Annotated in this window: 19 protein-coding genes; 9 read left to right on the top strand and 10 right to left on the bottom strand. The window is 60.1% G+C overall.

Annotated elements, in window-relative coordinates; genetic code table 11:
• Positions 1-69: 69 nt before the first annotated feature.
• Positions 70-1,239 carry an aspartate aminotransferase family protein gene (locus J3P95_RS05295; protein ID WP_434561287.1) on the bottom strand — a complete coding sequence of 390 codons (1,170 nt, stop codon included), beginning with the start codon at positions 1,237-1,239 and terminating at the stop codon, positions 70-72.
• 98 nt (positions 1,240-1,337) lie between these two features.
• Between J3P95_RS05295 and J3P95_RS05290 the strand changes: the two genes are divergently transcribed.
• From J3P95_RS05290 to J3P95_RS05275, 4 genes are all read left to right on the top strand, one after another.
• The gene (locus J3P95_RS05290; protein ID WP_434578405.1) at positions 1,338-2,258 is read left to right on the top strand and encodes a LysR family transcriptional regulator; all 921 of its coding nucleotides are present in this window, start codon (positions 1,338-1,340) and stop codon (positions 2,256-2,258) included.
• 74 nt (positions 2,259-2,332) lie between these two features.
• Positions 2,333-3,346 carry a sensor domain-containing diguanylate cyclase gene (locus J3P95_RS05285; RefSeq protein WP_434563704.1) on the top strand — a complete coding sequence of 338 codons (1,014 nt, stop codon included), beginning with the start codon at positions 2,333-2,335 and terminating at the stop codon, positions 3,344-3,346.
• Between the two features lie 69 nt (positions 3,347-3,415).
• A complete protein-coding gene (locus J3P95_RS05280) occupies positions 3,416-4,159 on the top strand; it encodes a DUF72 domain-containing protein (protein WP_434578406.1) in 744 nt (247 codons plus the stop codon).
• 121 nt (positions 4,160-4,280) lie between these two features.
• Positions 4,281-4,985 carry a hypothetical protein gene (locus J3P95_RS05275; protein WP_434561281.1) on the top strand — a complete coding sequence of 235 codons (705 nt, stop codon included), beginning with the start codon at positions 4,281-4,283 and terminating at the stop codon, positions 4,983-4,985.
• Between the two features lie 103 nt (positions 4,986-5,088).
• Here the strand turns inward: J3P95_RS05275 and J3P95_RS05270 are convergent, their stop codons facing one another.
• The 9 genes from J3P95_RS05270 to hmpA all read right to left on the bottom strand — a co-directional run bounded on the left by J3P95_RS05270 (position 5,089) and on the right by hmpA (position 13,433).
• On the bottom strand, positions 5,089-5,403 hold the full coding sequence (locus J3P95_RS05270; RefSeq protein ID WP_030139928.1) for a helix-turn-helix domain-containing protein: 315 nt from the start codon (positions 5,401-5,403) through the stop codon (positions 5,089-5,091).
• Complete coding sequence (locus tag J3P95_RS05265; RefSeq protein ID WP_434561279.1) at positions 5,400-5,744, bottom strand: toxin; 345 nt, start codon at positions 5,742-5,744, stop codon at positions 5,400-5,402. Before J3P95_RS05265 ends, J3P95_RS05270 begins: the two co-directional genes overlap by 4 nt.
• Before the next feature lie 139 nt (positions 5,745-5,883).
• Positions 5,884-6,771: a heme o synthase gene (gene cyoE / locus J3P95_RS05260; protein WP_434561277.1), complete on the bottom strand. Its 888-nt coding sequence runs from the start codon at positions 6,769-6,771 to the stop codon at positions 5,884-5,886.
• An 11-nt stretch (positions 6,772-6,782) separates the two neighbouring features.
• Positions 6,783-7,118 carry a cytochrome o ubiquinol oxidase subunit IV gene (gene cyoD, locus J3P95_RS05255; protein ID WP_434561275.1) on the bottom strand — a complete coding sequence of 112 codons (336 nt, stop codon included), beginning with the start codon at positions 7,116-7,118 and terminating at the stop codon, positions 6,783-6,785.
• Positions 7,119-7,745, bottom strand: coding sequence for a cytochrome o ubiquinol oxidase subunit III (locus J3P95_RS05250; RefSeq protein ID WP_434561273.1), 627 nt, complete (start codon positions 7,743-7,745; stop codon positions 7,119-7,121).
• 3 nt (positions 7,746-7,748) lie between these two features.
• A complete protein-coding gene (gene cyoB, locus J3P95_RS05245) occupies positions 7,749-9,779 on the bottom strand; it encodes a cytochrome o ubiquinol oxidase subunit I (protein ID WP_434578407.1) in 2,031 nt (676 codons plus the stop codon).
• Between the two features lie 3 nt (positions 9,780-9,782).
• Positions 9,783-10,730, bottom strand: a complete 948-nt coding sequence (cyoA, locus tag J3P95_RS05240; RefSeq protein WP_434561269.1) for a ubiquinol oxidase subunit II — start codon at positions 10,728-10,730, stop codon at positions 9,783-9,785.
• Positions 10,731-11,514: 784 nt separating this feature from the next.
• The gene (locus J3P95_RS05235) at positions 11,515-12,024 is read right to left on the bottom strand and encodes a disulfide bond formation protein B (protein WP_186611021.1); all 510 of its coding nucleotides are present in this window, start codon (positions 12,022-12,024) and stop codon (positions 11,515-11,517) included.
• Positions 12,025-12,251: 227 nt separating this feature from the next.
• Positions 12,252-13,433, bottom strand: a complete 1,182-nt coding sequence (gene hmpA / locus J3P95_RS05230) for an NO-inducible flavohemoprotein (protein ID WP_434561267.1) — start codon at positions 13,431-13,433, stop codon at positions 12,252-12,254.
• A gap of 150 nt (positions 13,434-13,583) precedes the next feature.
• On the opposite strand from hmpA, the gene norR reads away from it, so the two are divergent.
• From norR to J3P95_RS05205, 5 genes are all read left to right on the top strand, one after another.
• A complete protein-coding gene (gene norR, locus J3P95_RS05225) occupies positions 13,584-15,137 on the top strand; it encodes a nitric oxide reductase transcriptional regulator NorR (RefSeq protein ID WP_434578409.1) in 1,554 nt (517 codons plus the stop codon).
• Between the two features lie 157 nt (positions 15,138-15,294).
• Complete coding sequence (locus J3P95_RS05220; protein WP_030139917.1) at positions 15,295-16,197, top strand: chemotaxis protein CheV; 903 nt, start codon at positions 15,295-15,297, stop codon at positions 16,195-16,197.
• A gap of 97 nt (positions 16,198-16,294) precedes the next feature.
• Complete coding sequence (locus J3P95_RS05215; RefSeq protein WP_434578411.1) at positions 16,295-16,621, top strand: hypothetical protein; 327 nt, start codon at positions 16,295-16,297, stop codon at positions 16,619-16,621.
• 83 nt (positions 16,622-16,704) lie between these two features.
• A complete protein-coding gene (locus J3P95_RS05210; protein WP_434578413.1) occupies positions 16,705-17,454 on the top strand; it encodes a YkgJ family cysteine cluster protein in 750 nt (249 codons plus the stop codon).
• A 102-nt stretch (positions 17,455-17,556) separates the two neighbouring features.
• Positions 17,557-18,528 (top strand): 2-hydroxyacid dehydrogenase, encoded by a 972-nt coding sequence (locus tag J3P95_RS05205; protein ID WP_434561259.1) that lies wholly within the window; start codon positions 17,557-17,559, stop codon positions 18,526-18,528.
• The last annotated feature ends 60 nt before the right edge of the window (positions 18,529-18,588 follow it).

Genomic DNA, 18,588 nt, shown 5'->3' with positions numbered 1-18,588 from the left:
AATTCCGTCCCGCTGCGCTTCGCCCGAGTCGACGATGGATCATCGGTCCAGGCGAAGTCCCCCTCAAGCCTAGGCCAAGCAGCGGCTCACGCCCCTGACGATCATCGCCACTTCCCGCCCGTCAATCGTCAGTGGCGGCAGCAGGCGGATGGTCTTGCCCCGGGTGACATTGATCAGCAAGCCGTGGTCCCGGGCGGCGCAGAGGGCCAGGTCACGGACCGGTTGCTTGAGTTCTACGCCGATCATCAGCCCTTGGCCACGGATCTCACGCACGTTCGGATTATCCGCCAACTCGGCCCGCAACCGACCGAGCAATTGCTCGCCCTGGCGCCGGGCATTCTCCAGCAGGCCTTGTTCCTCGATGATGTCCAACACCGTGCAACCGACGCGACAGGCCAACGGATTGCCGCCAAACGTGCTGCCATGGCTTCCGGGGGTAAACAGCTGAGCGGCCTTGCCCCGGGCCAGGCAGGCGCCGATAGGCACCCCGTTGCCCAGTCCTTTGGCGAGGGTCATGACGTCCGGCACGATGCCCTCGTGCTGGAAAGCGAACCACTGGCCGGTGCGGCCGATGCCGGTCTGGATCTCGTCAAGCATCAGCAACCAGGCGCGCCGGCTGCACAGGTCCCGCAGCGCTTTCAAGTAACCCGGCGGCGCGAGTTGCACGCCACTTTCGCCCTGGATCGGTTCAACCAATATCGCGACGATACGCTCGCCGTGGGCTTGCTGGACTTTTTCCAATGCGCCGAGATCGCCGAACGGCACCTTGATGAAGTCCCCCGGCAACCGATTGAAGCCCAGCCGCACCGAGGGTCCGTCGCTGGCGGACATCGTGCCCAGGGTGCGCCCGTGGAAAGCGTTGTCCATCACCACGACCAATGGTTGTTCGACGCCTTTGTGCCAGCCATGCAGGCGGGCCAGCTTCAATGCGGTTTCATTCGCTTCGGCGCCGGAATTGTTGAAAAACACCCTCTCCATCCCCGAGAGCTGCGTGAGCCTATGGGCCAACCGCTGCTGCCAGTCGATGCTGTACAGGTTGGACGTGTGCAGCAACAGGCCGGCCTGCTCACTGATGGCCGCCACCAGCTGCGGATGGGAATGACCGACATTGGTCACCGCCACGCCCGCCACCGCATCGAGGTATTCGCGACCGTCCTGGTCCCACAGGCGCGTACCCAAGCCATGGGTGAAGTTCAGCGCCAAGGGTTGGTAAGTGCTCATCAGGCAGGCGGCAGTCATGACATCTAGCTCCATCGGGTGGTTTTTTCCAGTATGGTTAGCCACTCTTGCTGGATAAACCTCGCCCTACTTCAATCATTTAAAAGCAGAGCTTGATAATGGACCTGTTCCAGGCAATGACCGTTTACGTGAAAGTGGTGGAAACCGGCAGCCTGACTGCGGCGGCGCAGGCGTGTGAAATGTCGACGACCATGGTGGGCAATCATCTTCGGGCATTGGAGCAACGCCTCGGGGCGCGCCTGATCAACCGGACGACCCGCCGCCAGCGCTTGACCGAAATCGGCTCGGCCTACTATCAGCGTTGCCTGGAAGTGATCGGGCTGGTCGCCGACTCCGAACGCCTGGCCGAGCAGACCCAAGGTGAACCCACCGGCACGTTGCGCATCACCGCGCCGCTGACATTCGGCACGGAGCGCCTGGCACCGGCGTTGGCCGAATTCAGCCAACGCTATCCGCAGGTCAAGCTCGATGTGGTGCTGACCAACCAGCGTCTCGATCTGCTCGACCACGGCTTTGACGTAGCCATTCGCCTGGGCCATCCCGACCCGAAGCTGATCGCCCGCCCCCTGATGGACTACACCCTCACCGTTTGCGCCTCCAAGGCTTACTTGGCCCGGCGCGGCACGCCGCAAAAGCCCGATGACCTGCAACACCACGATTGCCTATCGTTCGCCTATTCGGCCGGCGACGAATGGCGCTTTGCCCAGGAGCATTGGCCGATCAACGGACCGGAGGGCGAAATCAAAGTGCCGGTGACCGGACCGATGCTGATCAACAGCTCTTCCGGCCTGCACCGTGCGGCCCTGGCCGGCATGGGCGTGGTGATGCTGCCCGATGCATTGGTGGAGCAGGACCTGAAGCACGGAGACTTGGTGGCCCTCCTGCAGGGCTATCAACTGCCCCACCGCCCAATGAGCCTGCTCTACGCCCAGGATCGCTACCGCTTGCCGAAACTGCGCAGTTTTGTGGAGTTTGCGTTGCACAAGTGGGGTAAACCCAGTCTGAACAGTGCCCGCTAGTGGCGCTCCGCCCCATCGGCTACTCTTCAGTCCTGGAGAGCATTTTGATATCAGGGCTGATTGAGGGAACGATGATGGACGACGCCTCGAAAATCGAATTGCTGCGGCTCGATTTATCCGATCTGGACGAAAGCGTGCTGCACACCATCATGGAACTGGTCAGCGACGGCATCTGGGACTGGAACGCCAACACCGGGTTCGTCTACCGCAACCCCGGTTGGTACACGATGCTCGGCTACACGCCCCACTCGCTGAGCAATACCGTGCTGACGTGGGAGAACGTCATCCATCCCGATGATTACCCCCAGGTGATGGCGCTGTTCGATGACTACCTGGAACACCGATCCCCCACGTATCAGGCCGAATATCGCTGCCGCACGCAGGACGGTTCCCATATCTGGATCGAAGACCGCGGCTATGTGATTGCCCGCAACCCCGACGGCAGCGTGGCCCGGATGATCGGCGCCCATCGCAGCATCGACGACAAGAAGCGCCTGTTCCAACAACTGGAACGGCGCAACAAGTCCCTGGAAGCGGTCATCGAGGAACGCACCCGCGAACTGTCCCGGGTCAATCATCAATTGCAAATCCAACTCGACGAAAACCGTAGGCTCGCCGAAACCGACGCCTTGACCCTCGTCGCCAACCGTTATCGCCTGGAACAGGCGCTGCCGCTGGCCTGTGATCGCGCCCAGCGCTTTCGCGAACCGCTGTCGCTGATCGCGATGGACGTCGACGACTTCAAGGACATCAATGACCGTTACGGTCATGCCTTCGGCGACGCAGCGCTGGTGCAAGTGGTGCAGGCTGTCAAACGCTGCGAGCGCGACGGTGATCTATTGGTGCGCTGGGGCGGTGATGAATTCATCATGATTTTGCCAAGCACCTCCTTGGCCGATGCCGTGCTGATGGCCGAAAGCATTCGCCGAGGCCTGTCCGACCTGCTGCCGGTGGGCGACTTCCAGATCACGATGAGCTTTGGCGTGGTGCAACGGTTCGAGGACGAGCCGCAGGCGACGCTGCTGGACCGGGCGGACCAGGCGCTGTATCGCTCCAAGATGGGCGGCAAGAATGTGATTTGTGTCTGACTCGAATTGAACCCTTGAGGCGCTTGCAGCGGTCATAGGCTGTAACCCTTTCGAATCAGGTTCCTGCCGTTGACGACTCGACTCCCCTCCTGTTCACGCCTTTTCCTGGGTTGTGCCGGCTGGTCGTTGCCCAGGGAGCATTGGCCATCCTTTCCTGTCGAGGGCACTCATTTGCAGCGCTATAGCGCACGCTTTCCGGCCGTGGAGATCAACAGTTCGTTCTACCGCCCGCACCGCCCCGCGACGTACGCAAAGTGGGCCGACAGCGTGGCGCCGGACTTCCGCTTCTCGGTCAAGGTGCCGAAGCAAATCACCCACGAGCGGCGCTTGCACGATTGCGCCGGGCTTGTGGATGAATTCCTGGGGCAATGCTCGCAACTGGGCGAAAAACTGGGTTGCCTGTTGATTCAATTGCCACCGTCGCTGGCCTTTGACAGTGAGCAAGCCGGGCGTTTCTTTACGGCGTTGCGAGACCGCTATCAGGGCCACGCGGTACTTGAACCTCGACACCCGAGCTGGCTCGCACCGCAGGTCACGGCGATGCTGCAAGACGAACGCATCGGTCGGGTCGCCGCCGATCCTTCGCCTCTACCAGGCGGCGATGAACCGGCGGGCTGGCCGGGGGTGCGTTACTACCGGCTGCACGGCTCGCCGCGAATTTACTATTCCCGATACGAAAACGCCTGGCTGCAGCAGCTCGCCCGGCAACTGAAGGCCGCCCCGGACACACCGACCTGGTGCATCTTCGACAACACCGCCAGCGGCGCCGCAACAGGGGATGCGTTGCGATTGATGGACTTGATGCGAGGGTAAAATATTCACCGGCGGCCGGTCCGACCGTGACAACATCGCCCGCGTCCAATAGATTAGGCGACCGGAAAAAAGCTCAATGCCTTTCTCGCCTTATCCAGCTAACAGAAGTAGTGAAATTTCAATGTCCGATTCCAATACCGCTGAATCTGTAGTCTCCCTGTCGTCCAAAGCGGAATACGAAAACTCCATCAATCTTTCACAGCATCTGCCCCAGGCCAAAACCATTAGCGAAATGGTTCTGGATGCCTTCCAGTCGAACCGCGAAAGCGACCAGATCCGCGAGCTGCGCAACGCCATTCGCCAGGCTCACGATGCCTTCGACGATGACAAGGCCTACGAACTGATGGGCCAGCTCAAGCAACTCAAGGACGCCGAAGCCGCCGATTTCGCCGCGCTGGAAGATCTCAGCAGCCGCTTCCCCATCAGCCGTATCTTGTCCAGCTACAAGGACGACCCGGATTTTCAGGAATTGGTCTATGGCCTGGCGCTGAAAGTGCTGAACCAGACCCACCAAGCCATCAGCAACCCGAGTGGCAGCAAGGGCAAGGCCACGCGTCCCAAGAAGGAAGCCGAGGTGTTTGTCATCAGCAAGGACGGCATCAGCGTCACCCTGCCCTTGCGCACACCACGCTCCAAACCCAACGTCGACCGCGAGGCGTTCGAGTTCCTGGGCTTCAATTTCGTTGGCGAAGGCGACGAAGCCGAGCTGGAAAGCGAAACGTTCCTGGACAATGACGGCACCGAACAGCCGGTCACACGCAAGAGCATTGTCACCGCCTTGCAGCAGCAAAAAGCCTTCGACGGCTACAGCATCGCCCAGCAATAAGCCCCGGTTGATTTCCCCTGTGGTCGCGACGCTCTGAGACAGCGGCCATGAAAAAGCCCCGCGCTTCTCTCGAAGGCGGGGCTTTTTCATGACTATCAGCTTTTCAAACAGCGCCGAGACGCTCGACCATATCTGGAAACTTTTCGACCAGTTTGATCAACAAAGCCGCTTGGGCATTAGGCTTGGATTTTTCCTGCTCCCAGTTCCGAAGGGTGCCTGGACTGGTCCGGATGCTCTTGGCAAAAACGGCTTGAGACATATGAAGCCGGTCACGCAAAGCCACGATTTCCTGGGCCGATACCTCGGGAACCGGTTTGTCCTCGATCGATATCTGGCGAAGGGTAATCTTGCCCTCGCGGTGAGCGGCCATCTCTTCGACGCCTTGCATCATCTCGGCAAACAGATCGCGCTTTTTCATAAGGTACCTCGTACTTTCAACTCAGCTTCTATGGCGCGCTTGAGCGTCTTCTCTTGCTCGGAGGTCAGGTTTTCCAACTCATCCTTGTCATAAATTGCAAACATCCAGAACTGACGGTCATTCATGAGCCAATAGTAAATAACTCGCAACCCACCTCGTTTCCCTTTGCCACGACGTTCATCGAACCAGCGCAGCTTACGAAAGCCTCCGGTACGTGGCATGACATCACCGACCTCTGGATGCCGCAGCATATAGGACTGGAGGAGGCGATATTCATCGTCAGCCAAGTATTGACCAACTGTGGCGGTGAACGACGTTGTTTCGAAAAATAGGGTTTGCATGGCCAAAACTATAGGCAAATTGCGTATAGTTCAACAAGCCACAACCTGTTGCGACGAATGACACCCCGCTTCCCGCGCCTGATTGCAAAAAAGCCCCGCGCTTCTCTCGAAGGCGGGGCTTTTTTGCAGCGTCTGAAGATTAAGGTGCGTAGGTCAGCAGCAGCTCACTCGGCACTTTGAAGTCCAGGGACATCATGACGCTCAGGGCGGTGATGGTGAAGATCGAGAACACGAACAGCTTGCGTGCCCAGACCCTGTCATCCACCGCCTTGTAGCCGGTCCAGGCCATGTACAGCCAGTACATGCCCATGGCGGCGGCGACGGCGAGGTAGCTCATGCCGGCGTAGCCGCTGAAGGTCAGCATCAAGGTCGCCACGAGGAAAGCCAGGATGTAGAGCAGGATGTGCTTCTTGGCGACCTGGATGCCACGCTTGACCGGCAGCACCGGAATCGAAGCGGCCAGGTAATCGTTGAAGCGGAAGATCGCGATGGCGTACGAATGCGGCATCTGCCACAGGCTGAACATCACCAGCAGCGTCAGCGCGGCCATGTCGAAGCTGTTGCTGACGGCGACGTAACCGATCACCGGCGGCATCGCCCCCGACAGGCTGCCCACCAGCGTGCCGTGGACCGACTTGCGCTTGAGGTACAGGCTGTAGAGGCCGACGTAGATGACAAAACCGATCACCGCGAACAACGCCGCCAACGGGTTGGCGACCCAATAGAGCAGCGCCACGCCGGCCACGCCCAACACGGTGGCGAACACCAGTGCCAGCTTCACCGACACCAGGCCTTGCACCAGCGCCCGGTTCTTGGTTCGCTCCATCTTGATGTCGATGTCGCGGTCGATGCAGTTGTTGAACACGCAACCGGACGCCACCACCAGGGAAGTGCCGATCATCGCCGCCAGGAAGATGGCCAGATCGACATGCCCTTTCGAGGCCAGGAAAAAACCGCCCGCCACAGAAAGCACGTTACCGAAAATGATCCCCGGCTTGGTGATTTGGATAAAGTGCTTCAGTGACATTCGGAGTTTCCTCAGTGCGCCATCATGTTGGTGTGGATACTGAACATGATCCACAACGACAGGCCGACCAACAGTACGATCACCAACGCCGCGAAGACGAACGCAATCACGTTGTTACGCTGGGCGGCCGAACGGTCCAGGTGCAGGAAGTACACCAGGTGGACCAATACTTGGACCACCGCGAAGATCAGGATGATCCAAAGCGTCAGGCTCTTCGGCAGCGTTGGATACATCACCAGGCCGAACGGAATGACGGTCAAGATCACCGACAGGATAAAACCGATGGCGTAGGACTTGACGCTGCCGTGGCCGGCGTCGTGGCCATCATGGGAATGTGCGTTAGCCATTTACAGAGTCCCCATCAGATATACAACGGTGAATACGCAGATCCACACCACGTCCAGGAAGTGCCAGAACAAGCTCAGGCAGCTCAGGCGCGTCTTGTTGGTGGCGGTCAGGCCATTTTTCTGGACCTGGTACATCATGATCGCCATCCAGATCAGACCGCTGGTCACGTGCAGGCCGTGGGTTCCGACCAGGGTGAAGAACCCGGACAGGAAGCCGCTGCGGCTAGGGCCGTAGCCTTCGGCGATCAAGATATGAAACTCGTTGATCTCCATGGCGATAAAGCCGGCGCCCAGCAGGAAGGTCATGGCCAACCAGCCCAGGACCTGGGTTTTCTTACCCTTGAACAACGCCAGCATGGCGAAGCCGTAGGTGATCGAACTGAACAGCAGCAGCGCGGTTTCGCCCAGCACGTAAGGAAGTTCGAAGATGTCGGCGCCCGACGGGCCACCGGCGACGTTGTTAACCAGCACCGCGTACACCGCGAAGATCGACGCAAACAGAATGCAGTCGGTCATCAGGTAGAGCCAGAAACCGAATACGGTCATCTCGCCCGAGTCGTGGTGATGGTCATCGTGCCCATGGTCATGACCATGGGCGTGTCCAACATTGGTCACTAAGTTCGACATGGTTTAAGCCTGTTCCAACGAGGTTTCAACACGGGTGGCGGAGGCTGGGACTTTCCCGGCCGCGACCAGGCGCTTGTGCTGCTCGGCTTCGATGCGCTCGATGACATCCACCGGCACCATGTAGCCCTGGTCATCACGGGCGGCATGGATGGTGAAATACACCACGGTGCCGACCAGGCTGGCGATGGCCAGCCACCAGATGTGCCAGATCATCGCGAAACCGAACACGGTCAACAGCGCCCCCATGACCACACCGGTAGCGGTGTTGTTGGGCATGTGGATCGGCGCGTACTTGGCCGGAGCCTGGTACGCGGTACCGTCTTCCTTGGCCTCGGTGAACGGGTCGATGACGTCCGCTTTTGGCAGCACGGCAAAGTTGTAGAACGGTGGTGGCGAAGAAGTCGACCATTCCAGGGTATGGGCATTCCACGGGTCACCGTGTTCGCACATGTTTTCCGGCTTCTTGCGGTCACGCACACTGACGTACAACTGGATCAACTGGCAGGCGATGCCGACCGCGATCATCACCGCACCGAACATGGCGACGTACAGGTACGGCACCCATTCAGGGTTGGTGGTGGCATTCAAGCGTCGGGTCATGCCCATGAAACCCAGTGCATAGAGCGGCATGAACGCGACGAAGAAGCCCGAGATCCAGAACCAGAACGCTGCCTTGCCCCAACCTTCGTGCAGCTTGAAGCCGAACGCTTTCGGGAAGTAGAACGCAAAGCCCGCGATGTAGCCGAACACGGCGCCGCCGATGATCACGTTGTGGAAGTGCGCGATCACGAACAGGCTGTTGTGCAGCACGAAGTCCGCACCCGGGATGGCCAACAGTACGCCGGTCATGCCGCCGATGGCGAAGGTCACCATGAAGCCCAGGGTCCATAGCACGTGGCTGGTGAAACGCAGGCGGCCCTGATAAATGGTGAACAGCCAGTTGAACAGCTTCACACCCGTCGGGATCGAAATCAGCATCGTCGCCAGGCCGAAGAAGGCGTTGACGCTCGCCCCCGAACCCATGGTGAAGAAGTGGTGCAGCCAGACCATGAAGCCCAGCACCGAGATCGCGCCGGAAGCGTAGATCATCGAGTGGTGGCCAAACAGTTTCTTGCCAGAGAACGTCGAGATGACTTCGGAGAAAATACCGAACGCCGGCAGGATCAGGATGTACACCTCAGGGTGACCCCAAGCCCAGAACAGGTTGACGTACATCATCGGATTTCCACCCAGCTCATTGGTGAAAATGTGGAAATCCATGTAGCGGTCAAGCGTCAGCAAAGCCAGGGTAGCGGTGAGGATCGGGAACGAAGCGACGATCAGCACGTTGGCCCAGGTGCAGGTCCAGGTGAAGATCGGCATGTCCATCAGCTTCATGCCCGGGGTGCGCATTTTCAGCACGGTGGCCAGGAAGTTGACCCCCGTCAGCGTCGTACCCAACCCGGATAGCTGTAGCGCCCAGATGTAGTAATCCATCCCCACGCCCGGGCTGTATTGCAGGCCCGACAGCGGCGGATAGGCAACCCAACCGGTCTTGGCGAATTCGCCGACGCCCAGGGAGAGGTTGATCAGCACCACGCCGGACACCAGCAGCCAGAAGCTCAAGGAGTTCAGGAACGGATAGGCCACGTCACGCGCGCCGATCTGCAGCGGCACTGCGAGGTTCATCAGGCCGGTGAAGAATGGCATCGCCATGAAGATGATCATGATCACACCGTGGGCGGTGAAGATCTGGTCATAGTGTTCAGGCGGCAGGTAGCCGGGCGAACCCTCGGTGGCCATGGCCAGCTGGGTACGCATCATGATCGCGTCGGCAAAGCCGCGCAGCAACATGACCATGGCGACGATGATGTACATCACGCCAATCTTCTTGTGGTCGACCGACGTCAACCACTCGGTCCACAGATAGGTCCACTTCTTGAAATAAGTGATACCTGCAAACAATGCCAGACCACCGAGCGCGATGATGGCGAGGGTCACCATGACAATCGGCTCGTGGAACGGGATCGCTTCCCAACTTAATTTACCAAACATCGTTTACTCCTCTGCCCCGGCAGCTGAATGCGAGCTCATGTCCATCCCTTCCATGTTGTGGACCACTTCCTTCTCGTGCTTCTCGTGATGCATCGGCTTGCCCGGATTCATCCCTTCATACTTATCGATGATGGTCTGGAACAGGTTCGGCGTGACCGACGAGTAAAGTTCGACTGGGTTGTTCTGGCTCGGCTTGGAAAGGGCTTCGTATTCAGCTTTTTCAAGCTGTTTAGGTGCCTTCTTCACATCGTTGACCCAGGCGTCGAAATCTTCCTGGGTCGTGGCGATTGCTTTGAACTTCATACCGGTGAAACCCGCGCCGCTGTAGTTGGCGGAGATACCGTCGAGTTCGGCGTTCTGGTTGGCGATCAGGTGCAGCTTGGTCTGCATGCCGGCCATCGCATAGATCTGGCCGCCCAGGCCCGGGATGAAGAACGAGTTCATCACGGTGTCGGAGGTGACCTTGAAGTTGATCGGCGTATGGGCCGGGAACACGATCTTGTTGACCGTGGCAATGCCTTGTTCCGGATAGATGAACAGCCACTTCCAGTCCATCGAGACCACTTCGATGGTGATCGGCTTGACGTCGGAGTCCAGCGGGCGGTACGGATCCAGGGCGTGGGTCGACTTGTAGGTGATGTAACCCAGGGCAATGATGATCAGTACCGGAATGGTCCACACCGCGATTTCGATTTTGGTCGAGTGGGACCATTTCGGGGTGTAGGTGGCACTGGTGTTGGACGCGCGGTATTTCCAGGCGAACAGGAACGTCATGACGATAACCGGCACGACGACCAGCAACATCAGCAGCGTGGCGGTGATGATCAGGTTTCGTTCATCCAGGCCGACCTGGCCCTTGGGATCGAGCAAGGTCATATTGCAGCCTCCCAGCAGCAACGTGCCGAGCAGCGGCAACAAGCCTAGTAATCGGGGGTACCTGTTTTTACTCATCTCACGACCTCTAAAGCAGCTTGCGCAATGCAGTTGGGTTTTGATCGCCAACACTTCACCCTGCCAAGGGTTGGCATTTTCTTGGATTGAATAAGGGCTGCCCTTCGAACGTCAGACGCTGTTCGACACATCCTGGGCCAGCAGTGAGTTCTTATTCGTTGGTCAAAGGCCTAGTTCAAGCCCAATTCCATTTGGTGCGGGTAGTTGGAGGCACCGACACCTGGGGTCGCATGGGGCGCTCGCGCCCTTCGACCACTCTCGTGCTCAAGCCTGAGCCGGGTCGGAAAATCGGTGCGGGCGATTGTAGTGAGCTGGAGCCTTGGAGACCATGTCTTAACCCGAAATAATTTTTATCCGATCCGGCAACAATCTGTCGCCGCTATTGCAACGGGCCAGCATGTTATCGAAATTAATTCTCAACAAGAACCCCAAAAATCGTAGGGCTACTACGCCCGATTTAGACAGCTCCAGGGCATCCCATCGGACCTGAACGCCCTTAATGCGCCCATTTTTCGGGGGCTGTACGGCAGGATGCTTCGCTGTTAAAAATGCCTGCTCCAACAGAGAACTGGCGAGCGAACCAGGGCCAATCCGGCTGTTTTTTTGTTGCAGGATCGGACGCCTATTCACGCCTTGAAAGGTCGCCGGGGGCGAGATATGTGACAACGTGTCGCACGTTGTCGCAGGGCATTCTTGTCCCGGATCAAGGCTGTCTCCCGCTGGGACTGAAATGCAAAACGCCCCGGCTCCTGAAAGAAGAAACCGGGGCGTCTCAAGCGTTTCGTCAGCGAAGCGGCTTGCGATTACGCGACACCAGCAAAGGCACCAGCACCACGGTCAACACGAACGCCACCAGCGCCCATTGCGCCAGCGACAGACCGAGGATCGGTGGATACGGGGTGGAGCAGAAACCATCGACCTGGAAGCCCAGCGGGAAAATCTTCGCCAGCGGCAGGTCGTCCACAATCGGTTGCAGGACGTCGACGCCACAGCTGACCGCGGGGAAAAACTGGGTGTACACGTGATGACCCGCCACGCCTGCCCCGGCCAAGGCACACAGCACCACCAGGCCTTCGAAAATCGTCAGGCTGCGGCGCGTGCGCATGGCGGCACCGATGAAGGCGAAGATGGCGATCAGCAACAACGCATAGCGCTGCAGGATGCACAGTGGGCATGGCGCTTCGCCGAGTACCACCTGCATGTACAGCGCACCGCCGATGAGCCCCAGGCAGATCAGCCCCAGCAGCACGAGGTAGCGCCGTTCTCGGCCTAACCGCATCATTTCCTCACTCATTGCGTTTCCCTTTATAGACATGGATCGACGCGCGACCTGGCGGCACCCGGCGCGCTATCGGATGGCCGAAGTCTACACGCAGACCATGGCCGTGAACGAGCCGCCGTCGGCAACATCAAGGGAATAGACAGGAAGAGAGTTAACTGTGGATTAATTCTGGCTGGGGAAGGCTCTTTGGAATGGGGCCGGACAGTGCCGCCCCCATCGCGAGCAGGCTCGATGCTGTCTTATTCCAGCGCCGCTGCCGGACCAAAGAACTCGTAGCGGCTCTGTTGCGCTGGCACGCCCAAGGCCTTGAGGTGACGCTTGACGGCCGCCATGAAACCCTTCGGTCCAAGGAAGTAGGCATCGACGTCCCGCTGCTCCGGCAGCCATTGCGCCAACTGTTGCTCGCCCAACAACCCGACCTTGTCAGCCACGCGACCGGAACCGTCGTCTTCGTCGTAGCAATAAAAACGCTTGAGTTGCGGGTGACGCGCGGCCAGGTCGTCGATCCAGTCGCGGAAAGCGTGGACGCCGCCGTTGCGCGCACAGTGGATGAAATGCACCGGCCGCTCGGTTTGCAGCGCCGCCTGCAGCATCGCTAGGGTTGGAGTGATGCCAACGCCGCCGCTGATCAACACCAGCGGCTTATCGCTGGCCGTGAGGTAAAAGTCCCCGGACGGCGGGAAGAGCTGGATGCTGCTGCCCACCAGGAAATCGTCGTGCAGGTAATTGGACACGCGACCGCCCGCCTCGCGCTTGACGCTGATGCGGTATTGACCGTTGTCCGCCAGGGCCGACAGCGAATAATTGCGCCGCACTTCTTCGCCGCCCAGCACCAGCTTCATGCCGATGTACTGGCCCGGCTCCGCTTGCAGAATCGGCCCGTTGTCCGCCGGCTCGAAGTAGAACGAGGTGATCTCCGAGCTTTCCGGCACCTTGGCCGTCAGGATGAACTCGCGCTCGCCGCGCCAGCCGCCTGGTGCCGCGGCCTTCTGGTCATACAGCCCGGCTTCGGCGCCGATGAGGATATCGGCCAACTGGTTGTAGGCGGCGCCCCATGCCGAAATCACTTCAGGCGTGGCGATTTCCTCGCCCAGCACCTCGGCGATTGCCCGCAGCAGGCATGAACCGACGATCGGATAGTGTTCCGGTTGAATCTGCAAGGCGACATGCTTGTTGACGATTTTCGCCACCAGGTCGCCCAACTGGTCGAGCTGATCGATGTGCCGCGCATACATCAGCACACCGTTGGCCAAGGCACGCGGCTGGTCGCCACTGGCCTGGTGGGCCTGATTGAACAGCGGCCGCACTTGCGGGTACTCAGCCAGCATCATGCGGTAGAAGTGAGTGATGAGCGCTTCACCACCGCTTTCCAGCAATGGGACGGTGGAGCGGATAATGGTGCGTTGTTCTCGACTCAGCATGGGTGACTCCTCGCTTGGAACTGATAACAGATGCCTAGGTTTATCAGTTTCCGTGCCAATAATTTATTCCTTTAATTTCAATAGATTGAGAACAAGATAGTCATAACGACACGCTACCGTTTATAGTCAATATGACCAGATGGAGTCATTATGACCGCAACCTCCTTGCTCACCTCGCTGCTGCCCCTGGTGGCGGACCTGTCCCGCGAACTGCCGGAGAGCGAGCGCTACCGCCGCCTGCTCGGCGCCTTGCGCGCCCTCCTGCCTTGCGATGCCGCCGCACTGCTGCGCCTGGACGGCGACTGCCTGGTGCCGTTGGCGGTGGATGGCTTGAGCGCCGACACGCTGGGTCGGCGATTCCGCATCAGCGAGCATCCGCGTTTCGAGGCGTTGCTGGCCAGTGCGCAGCCGACTCGCTTCGCCACCGACAGCGATCTGCCCGATCCATACGATGGGCTGGTCGAGGGGCTGGACGAGCATCTCGAAGTCCACGATTGCATGGGGTGCCCGCTGTTCGTCGATGAGCGGCCCTGGGGATTGCTGACCCTCGACTCCCTGGACCCGGAACGTTTCGAGCCCATCGACCTGAGCGCCTTGCAAGCCTTCGCGAGCCTCGCCGCCGCAACGGTCAGCGCGGCCCAGCGTATCGAGCACCTGGCCTTGAGGGCCGAAGACGAACACCACCGTGCCGAGGTTTATCGCCAGGCCAGCGGCCAGCAGCACCGCGACATGGTCGGCCAAAGCAAGGCCCATAAACGCTTGGTGGAAGAAATCAATTTGGTGGGTGGCAGCGACCTGACGGTGCTGATCACCGGCGAAACCGGGGTCGGCAAAGAGTTGGTGGCCCAGGCGATCCACGCCGCCTCCCAGCGCGCCGACCAGCCGCTGATCAGCCTCAACTGCGCGGCCCTGCCGGACACTCTGGTTGAAAGCGAGCTGTTCGGCCATGTACGGGGCGCTTTCACCGGGGCCACGAACGACCGACGCGGAAAGTTCGAACTGGCCGATGGCGGCACGTTGTTTCTCGATGAAGTCGGTGAACTGTCCCTGACCGTCCAGGCCAAGCTGTTGCGTGTGCTGCAGAGCGGGCAGTTGCAGCGGCTCGGCTCGGACAAAGAACACCGCGTCGATGTGCGCCTGATCGCGGCGACCAATCGCGACCTCGCCGAGGAGGTGCGCAATGGCCGTTATCGGGCCGATTTCTACCATCGACTGAGCGTGTACCCGCTGCAGGTGCCACCGCTGCGTGAGCGCGGACGCGATGTGCTGTTGCTCGCCGGGTTCTTCCTCGAACAGAACCGTTCGCGCATGGGCCTGGGCAGCCTTCGCCTGACCAGCGATGCCCAGGCCGCATTGCTAGCCTACGATTGGCCGGGCAACGTGCGCGAGCTGGAACACCTGATCGGTCGCAGCGCCTTGAAGGCACTGGGTCATTGCAAAATACGGCCGAAGATTCTCAGCTTGAGCGCCGGGGATCTTGACTTGCCCCATGCCACCGCAGATAACGTCCCAACGATCAGCCCTGCGCCGCAATCCACGGTGACGGTGTCCGGTGACTTGCGCCAGGCCACGGAAAATTATCAGCGACAAATGATCGGCGCCTGCCTGGAACGCCACCAGCACAACTGGGCCAGCGCCGCCCGGGAGCTGGGCCTGGACCGGGCGAACCTGGGGCGCATGGCGAAGCGCCTGGGCCTCAAGTAGTGGCCGAGGGCGCCACCTTTCACCAGTCCCCGTTATAGCGATCCTTGTTGTCGATGGTTTTCGTCCTAAAGCCTGCCCCCGACAAGTCGATAACCCATTATCAAAGCTGTCTTGGCGATGTTCCCGCTCGCCTCACCTTTTTCCACAGAAGGTTTTTATGTCTTCAAACAAAGCCCGCGCAGATTCACTTTCGCTTCTGCTGTTTACCTTGCGCAGCGGCAAGCTGATGGCGATCAATCTGCTCAAGGTCAGTGAAATCATCCCCTGCCCGCCGCTGACCAAGCTGCCGGAGTCGCATCCGCACGTCAAAGGCATCGCCACGCTGCGCGGGACATCGCTGTCGGTGATCGACCTGAGCCGCGCCATTGGCGAACGGCCGCTGGAAGATCCGGACGGCGGCTGCCTGATCGTCACCGATGTCAGCCGCTCCAAACAGGGCTTGCACGTACAGGCCGTGAGCAAGATCGTGCATTGCCTGACCACTGACATCAAACCGCCGCCCTACGGCTCCGGCGGTGTGCGAGCGTTCATTACCGGCGTGACCTCGGTAGACGGTACGCTGGTGCAAGTGCTGGACATCGAAAAAGTCATCCATGGCATAGCGCCCGCGCAGATCGAGACAGCACCGACCGAGCTGAGCATGGAAGACGCCGAAGTGCTGGGCAACGCGCGCATCCTCGTGGTCGATGACAGCCAGGTGGCGCTGCAACAATCGGTGCATACCCTGCGTAACCTCGGCCTGCAATGCCACACCGCCCGCAGCGCCAAGGAAGCCATCGACTGCCTGTTGGAGCTGCAGGGCACCGCACAAGAGATCAATCTGATCGTCTCCGACATCGAGATGTCGGAGATGGACGGCTACGCCCTCACCCGCACGCTGCGCGAGACGCCGGACTTCGCTCACCTCTACGTGTTGCTGCATACCTCGCTCGACAGCGCCATGAACAGCGAAAAGGCCAGGCTGGCCGGCGCCAACGGGGTACTCACCAAGTTCTCTTCACCGGAATTGACCAAGTGCCTGATCACGGCGGCCAAGGCGGTTGCCGAACAAGGTCGCTGACCGCTGCCCGCTTCGAGGCTGCGGTGTTTGCAGCCTTTGAGCCGGGCCATCCTCAGGCATACTCCAGTCCTTGCCTTCCCAAACAAGGACTTCGCTGATGAAAACCCCGGCCCTGACGCTCTTCGGCCTTATCGCCGCAATGACCCTCCAGGCTCACGCTTCCAGCCCCGACGCCTGGGCTGCCTACGACAAAAAAGTGCTCGCCAGCTGCCTCAAGGCCAGCACCCTGAAAAACCCCGAACCGATCGGCAGCGCCGCGCAATTCGACGACCGGGTGGGCTACACCGCGCTGTTGCTGCAAGGCCAATACCCGCAGGCCCACATGAAAGGCGCGAGCGGCACCGAGCTGTGTCTCTACCGCAAGAAAACCAAGACCGCGTTCGTGACCGAATGGGATTCGATCCGCCCGGCTGGCAATCCATGATGGCTGGCGCATAACTTGCTTCGCAGGGCGCATCGCGGCGCTTTTCTGTCGCTGCTTTCAGCCCATTTGTCTTCGGTCGATCAATGAACACAACGTTTTCCTGTGTAGGGTGCGGCAAATGCTGTACCGGTCATCACGTTCCCCTGACCCTCGACGAAGCCAGGATGTGGGCGAAGGATGGCGGGCAAGTGATCGTCCTGGTCGAGGCCTTCCTGGCCAATGGCCTCGGCCTGCCCGTGGCACAACGCGAGCACGCCGAACGGCGTTCGGCGGTGGTGCGCAGCGGCACGAGCGAGGCCCTCGTGGCGATCACGTTTGCCGCCTACAACGCCGGCCCTTGCCATAATCTGGACGCCGACAACCTGTGCCGCATCTATGAGCGCCGCCCCTTGGTGTGCCGCATCTATCCGATGGAAATCAACCCGCACATCCCGCTCGACACCGCCACCAAGGATTGTCCGCCGGAGTCGTGGGAAACGGGGCCGCAGTTGATTGTCGGCGGTCAATTGGTCGACCAGGAGCTCGCTCGGCTGATTGAGCGCTCGCGCCAGGCCGATCGTCAGGAGATCGGCATGAAGGAACGCATTTGCGTGGCCCTGGGCATTCACACCACTGCGCTCAAAGGTGATGGGTTCACCGCGTACCTGCCGGACATGAGCGCGTTCGCCGCTGCCATCGATCAGGCCCGCTCGCAGCCGCTTGAGCAAGCGGCAGGAGAATGGCAGTTCCATCTGTCCGGTGATGACATCGCCAGCCAGGTCAAAGCCGCCGGCGCATGCGTCGTCACTGAAACGCCGATGAACTACGCCTTTATTTCGCTGCGGGCGGCATAGCCTCCATAGGGAGTTGCGGTGCACCAAAAACACCGCCCCCCTCGCCTAACCCGCGCCAGGAATGTTAGCGTGCTTGGTATTCCCTGCAGAGAGCCTTGCACGATGAAAAAAACCGTACTTGCCTTCAGCCGCATCACGCCGCCTATGATTGAGCGCCTGCGACAGGACTTCGACGTGATTGTGCCCAACCCGTCGAACGGCGACATCAATGCGCAGTTCAATGAAGCCTTGCCCCACGTCCACGGGTTGATCGGTGTCGGCCGCAAGCTCGGCCGCGAGCAACTGCAAAATGCCGCGAAGCTGCAAGTGGTGTCCAGCGTGTCGGTGGGCTATGACAACTATGACCTGGCGTACTTCAATGAACGCGGAATCATGCTCACCAACACACCCGACGTGCTCACCGAAAGCACCGCCGACCTGGCGTTCGCGCTGCTGATGAGCAGTGCCCGTCGCGTCGCTGAACTGGACGCCTGGACCAAGGCCGGACAGTGGCAAGCGACGGTCGCGCCACCGCTGTTCGGCAGCGATGTGCATGGCAAGACCCTGGGTATCGTCGGCATGGGTAATATCGGCGCAGCCATTGCCCGACGCGGCCGGCTCGGGTTCAACATGCCGATCCTCTACAGCGGCAACAGCCGCAAGACTGAACTGGAAACCCAGCTGGGTGCGCAATTTCGCGAACTGGACCAGCTGCTGGCCGAAGCCGACTTCGTCTGCCTCGTGGTGCCGTTGAGCGAGAAGACCCGTCACCTGATCGGCCAACGCGAGCTGGGCCTGATGAAACCCAGCGCCATCCTGGTCAACATCTCCCGTGGCCCGGTGGTGGACGAGCCGGCGCTGATCGAAGCCTTGCAGAACAACCGCATCCGCGGCGCCGGGCTGGATGTCTATGAGAAAGAGCCGCTGGCCGAGTCCCCGCTGTTCCAGCTGAAAAACGCCGTGACCTTGCCGCATATCGGTTCGGCTACCCATGAAACCCGTGAGGCCATGGCCAATCTGGCCGTGGAGAACCTGCGCAGCGCCTTGCTGGGCGAGCGACCAAAGAACCTGGTCAACTCGCAAGTCTGGAAATAACCGCGGACACCACGAGGAACACACCGTGGCGAGGGAGCTTGCTCCCTCCACGGGATTAAC

The sequence above is a fragment of the Pseudomonas sp. Z5-35 genome (assembly GCF_051131945.1).
Lineage (GTDB): Bacteria > Pseudomonadota > Gammaproteobacteria > Pseudomonadales > Pseudomonadaceae > Aquipseudomonas > Aquipseudomonas marvdashtae.
Note: the sequence above shows the minus strand (reverse complement) of the source record. Positions and strands in the feature narration are given on the sequence as shown.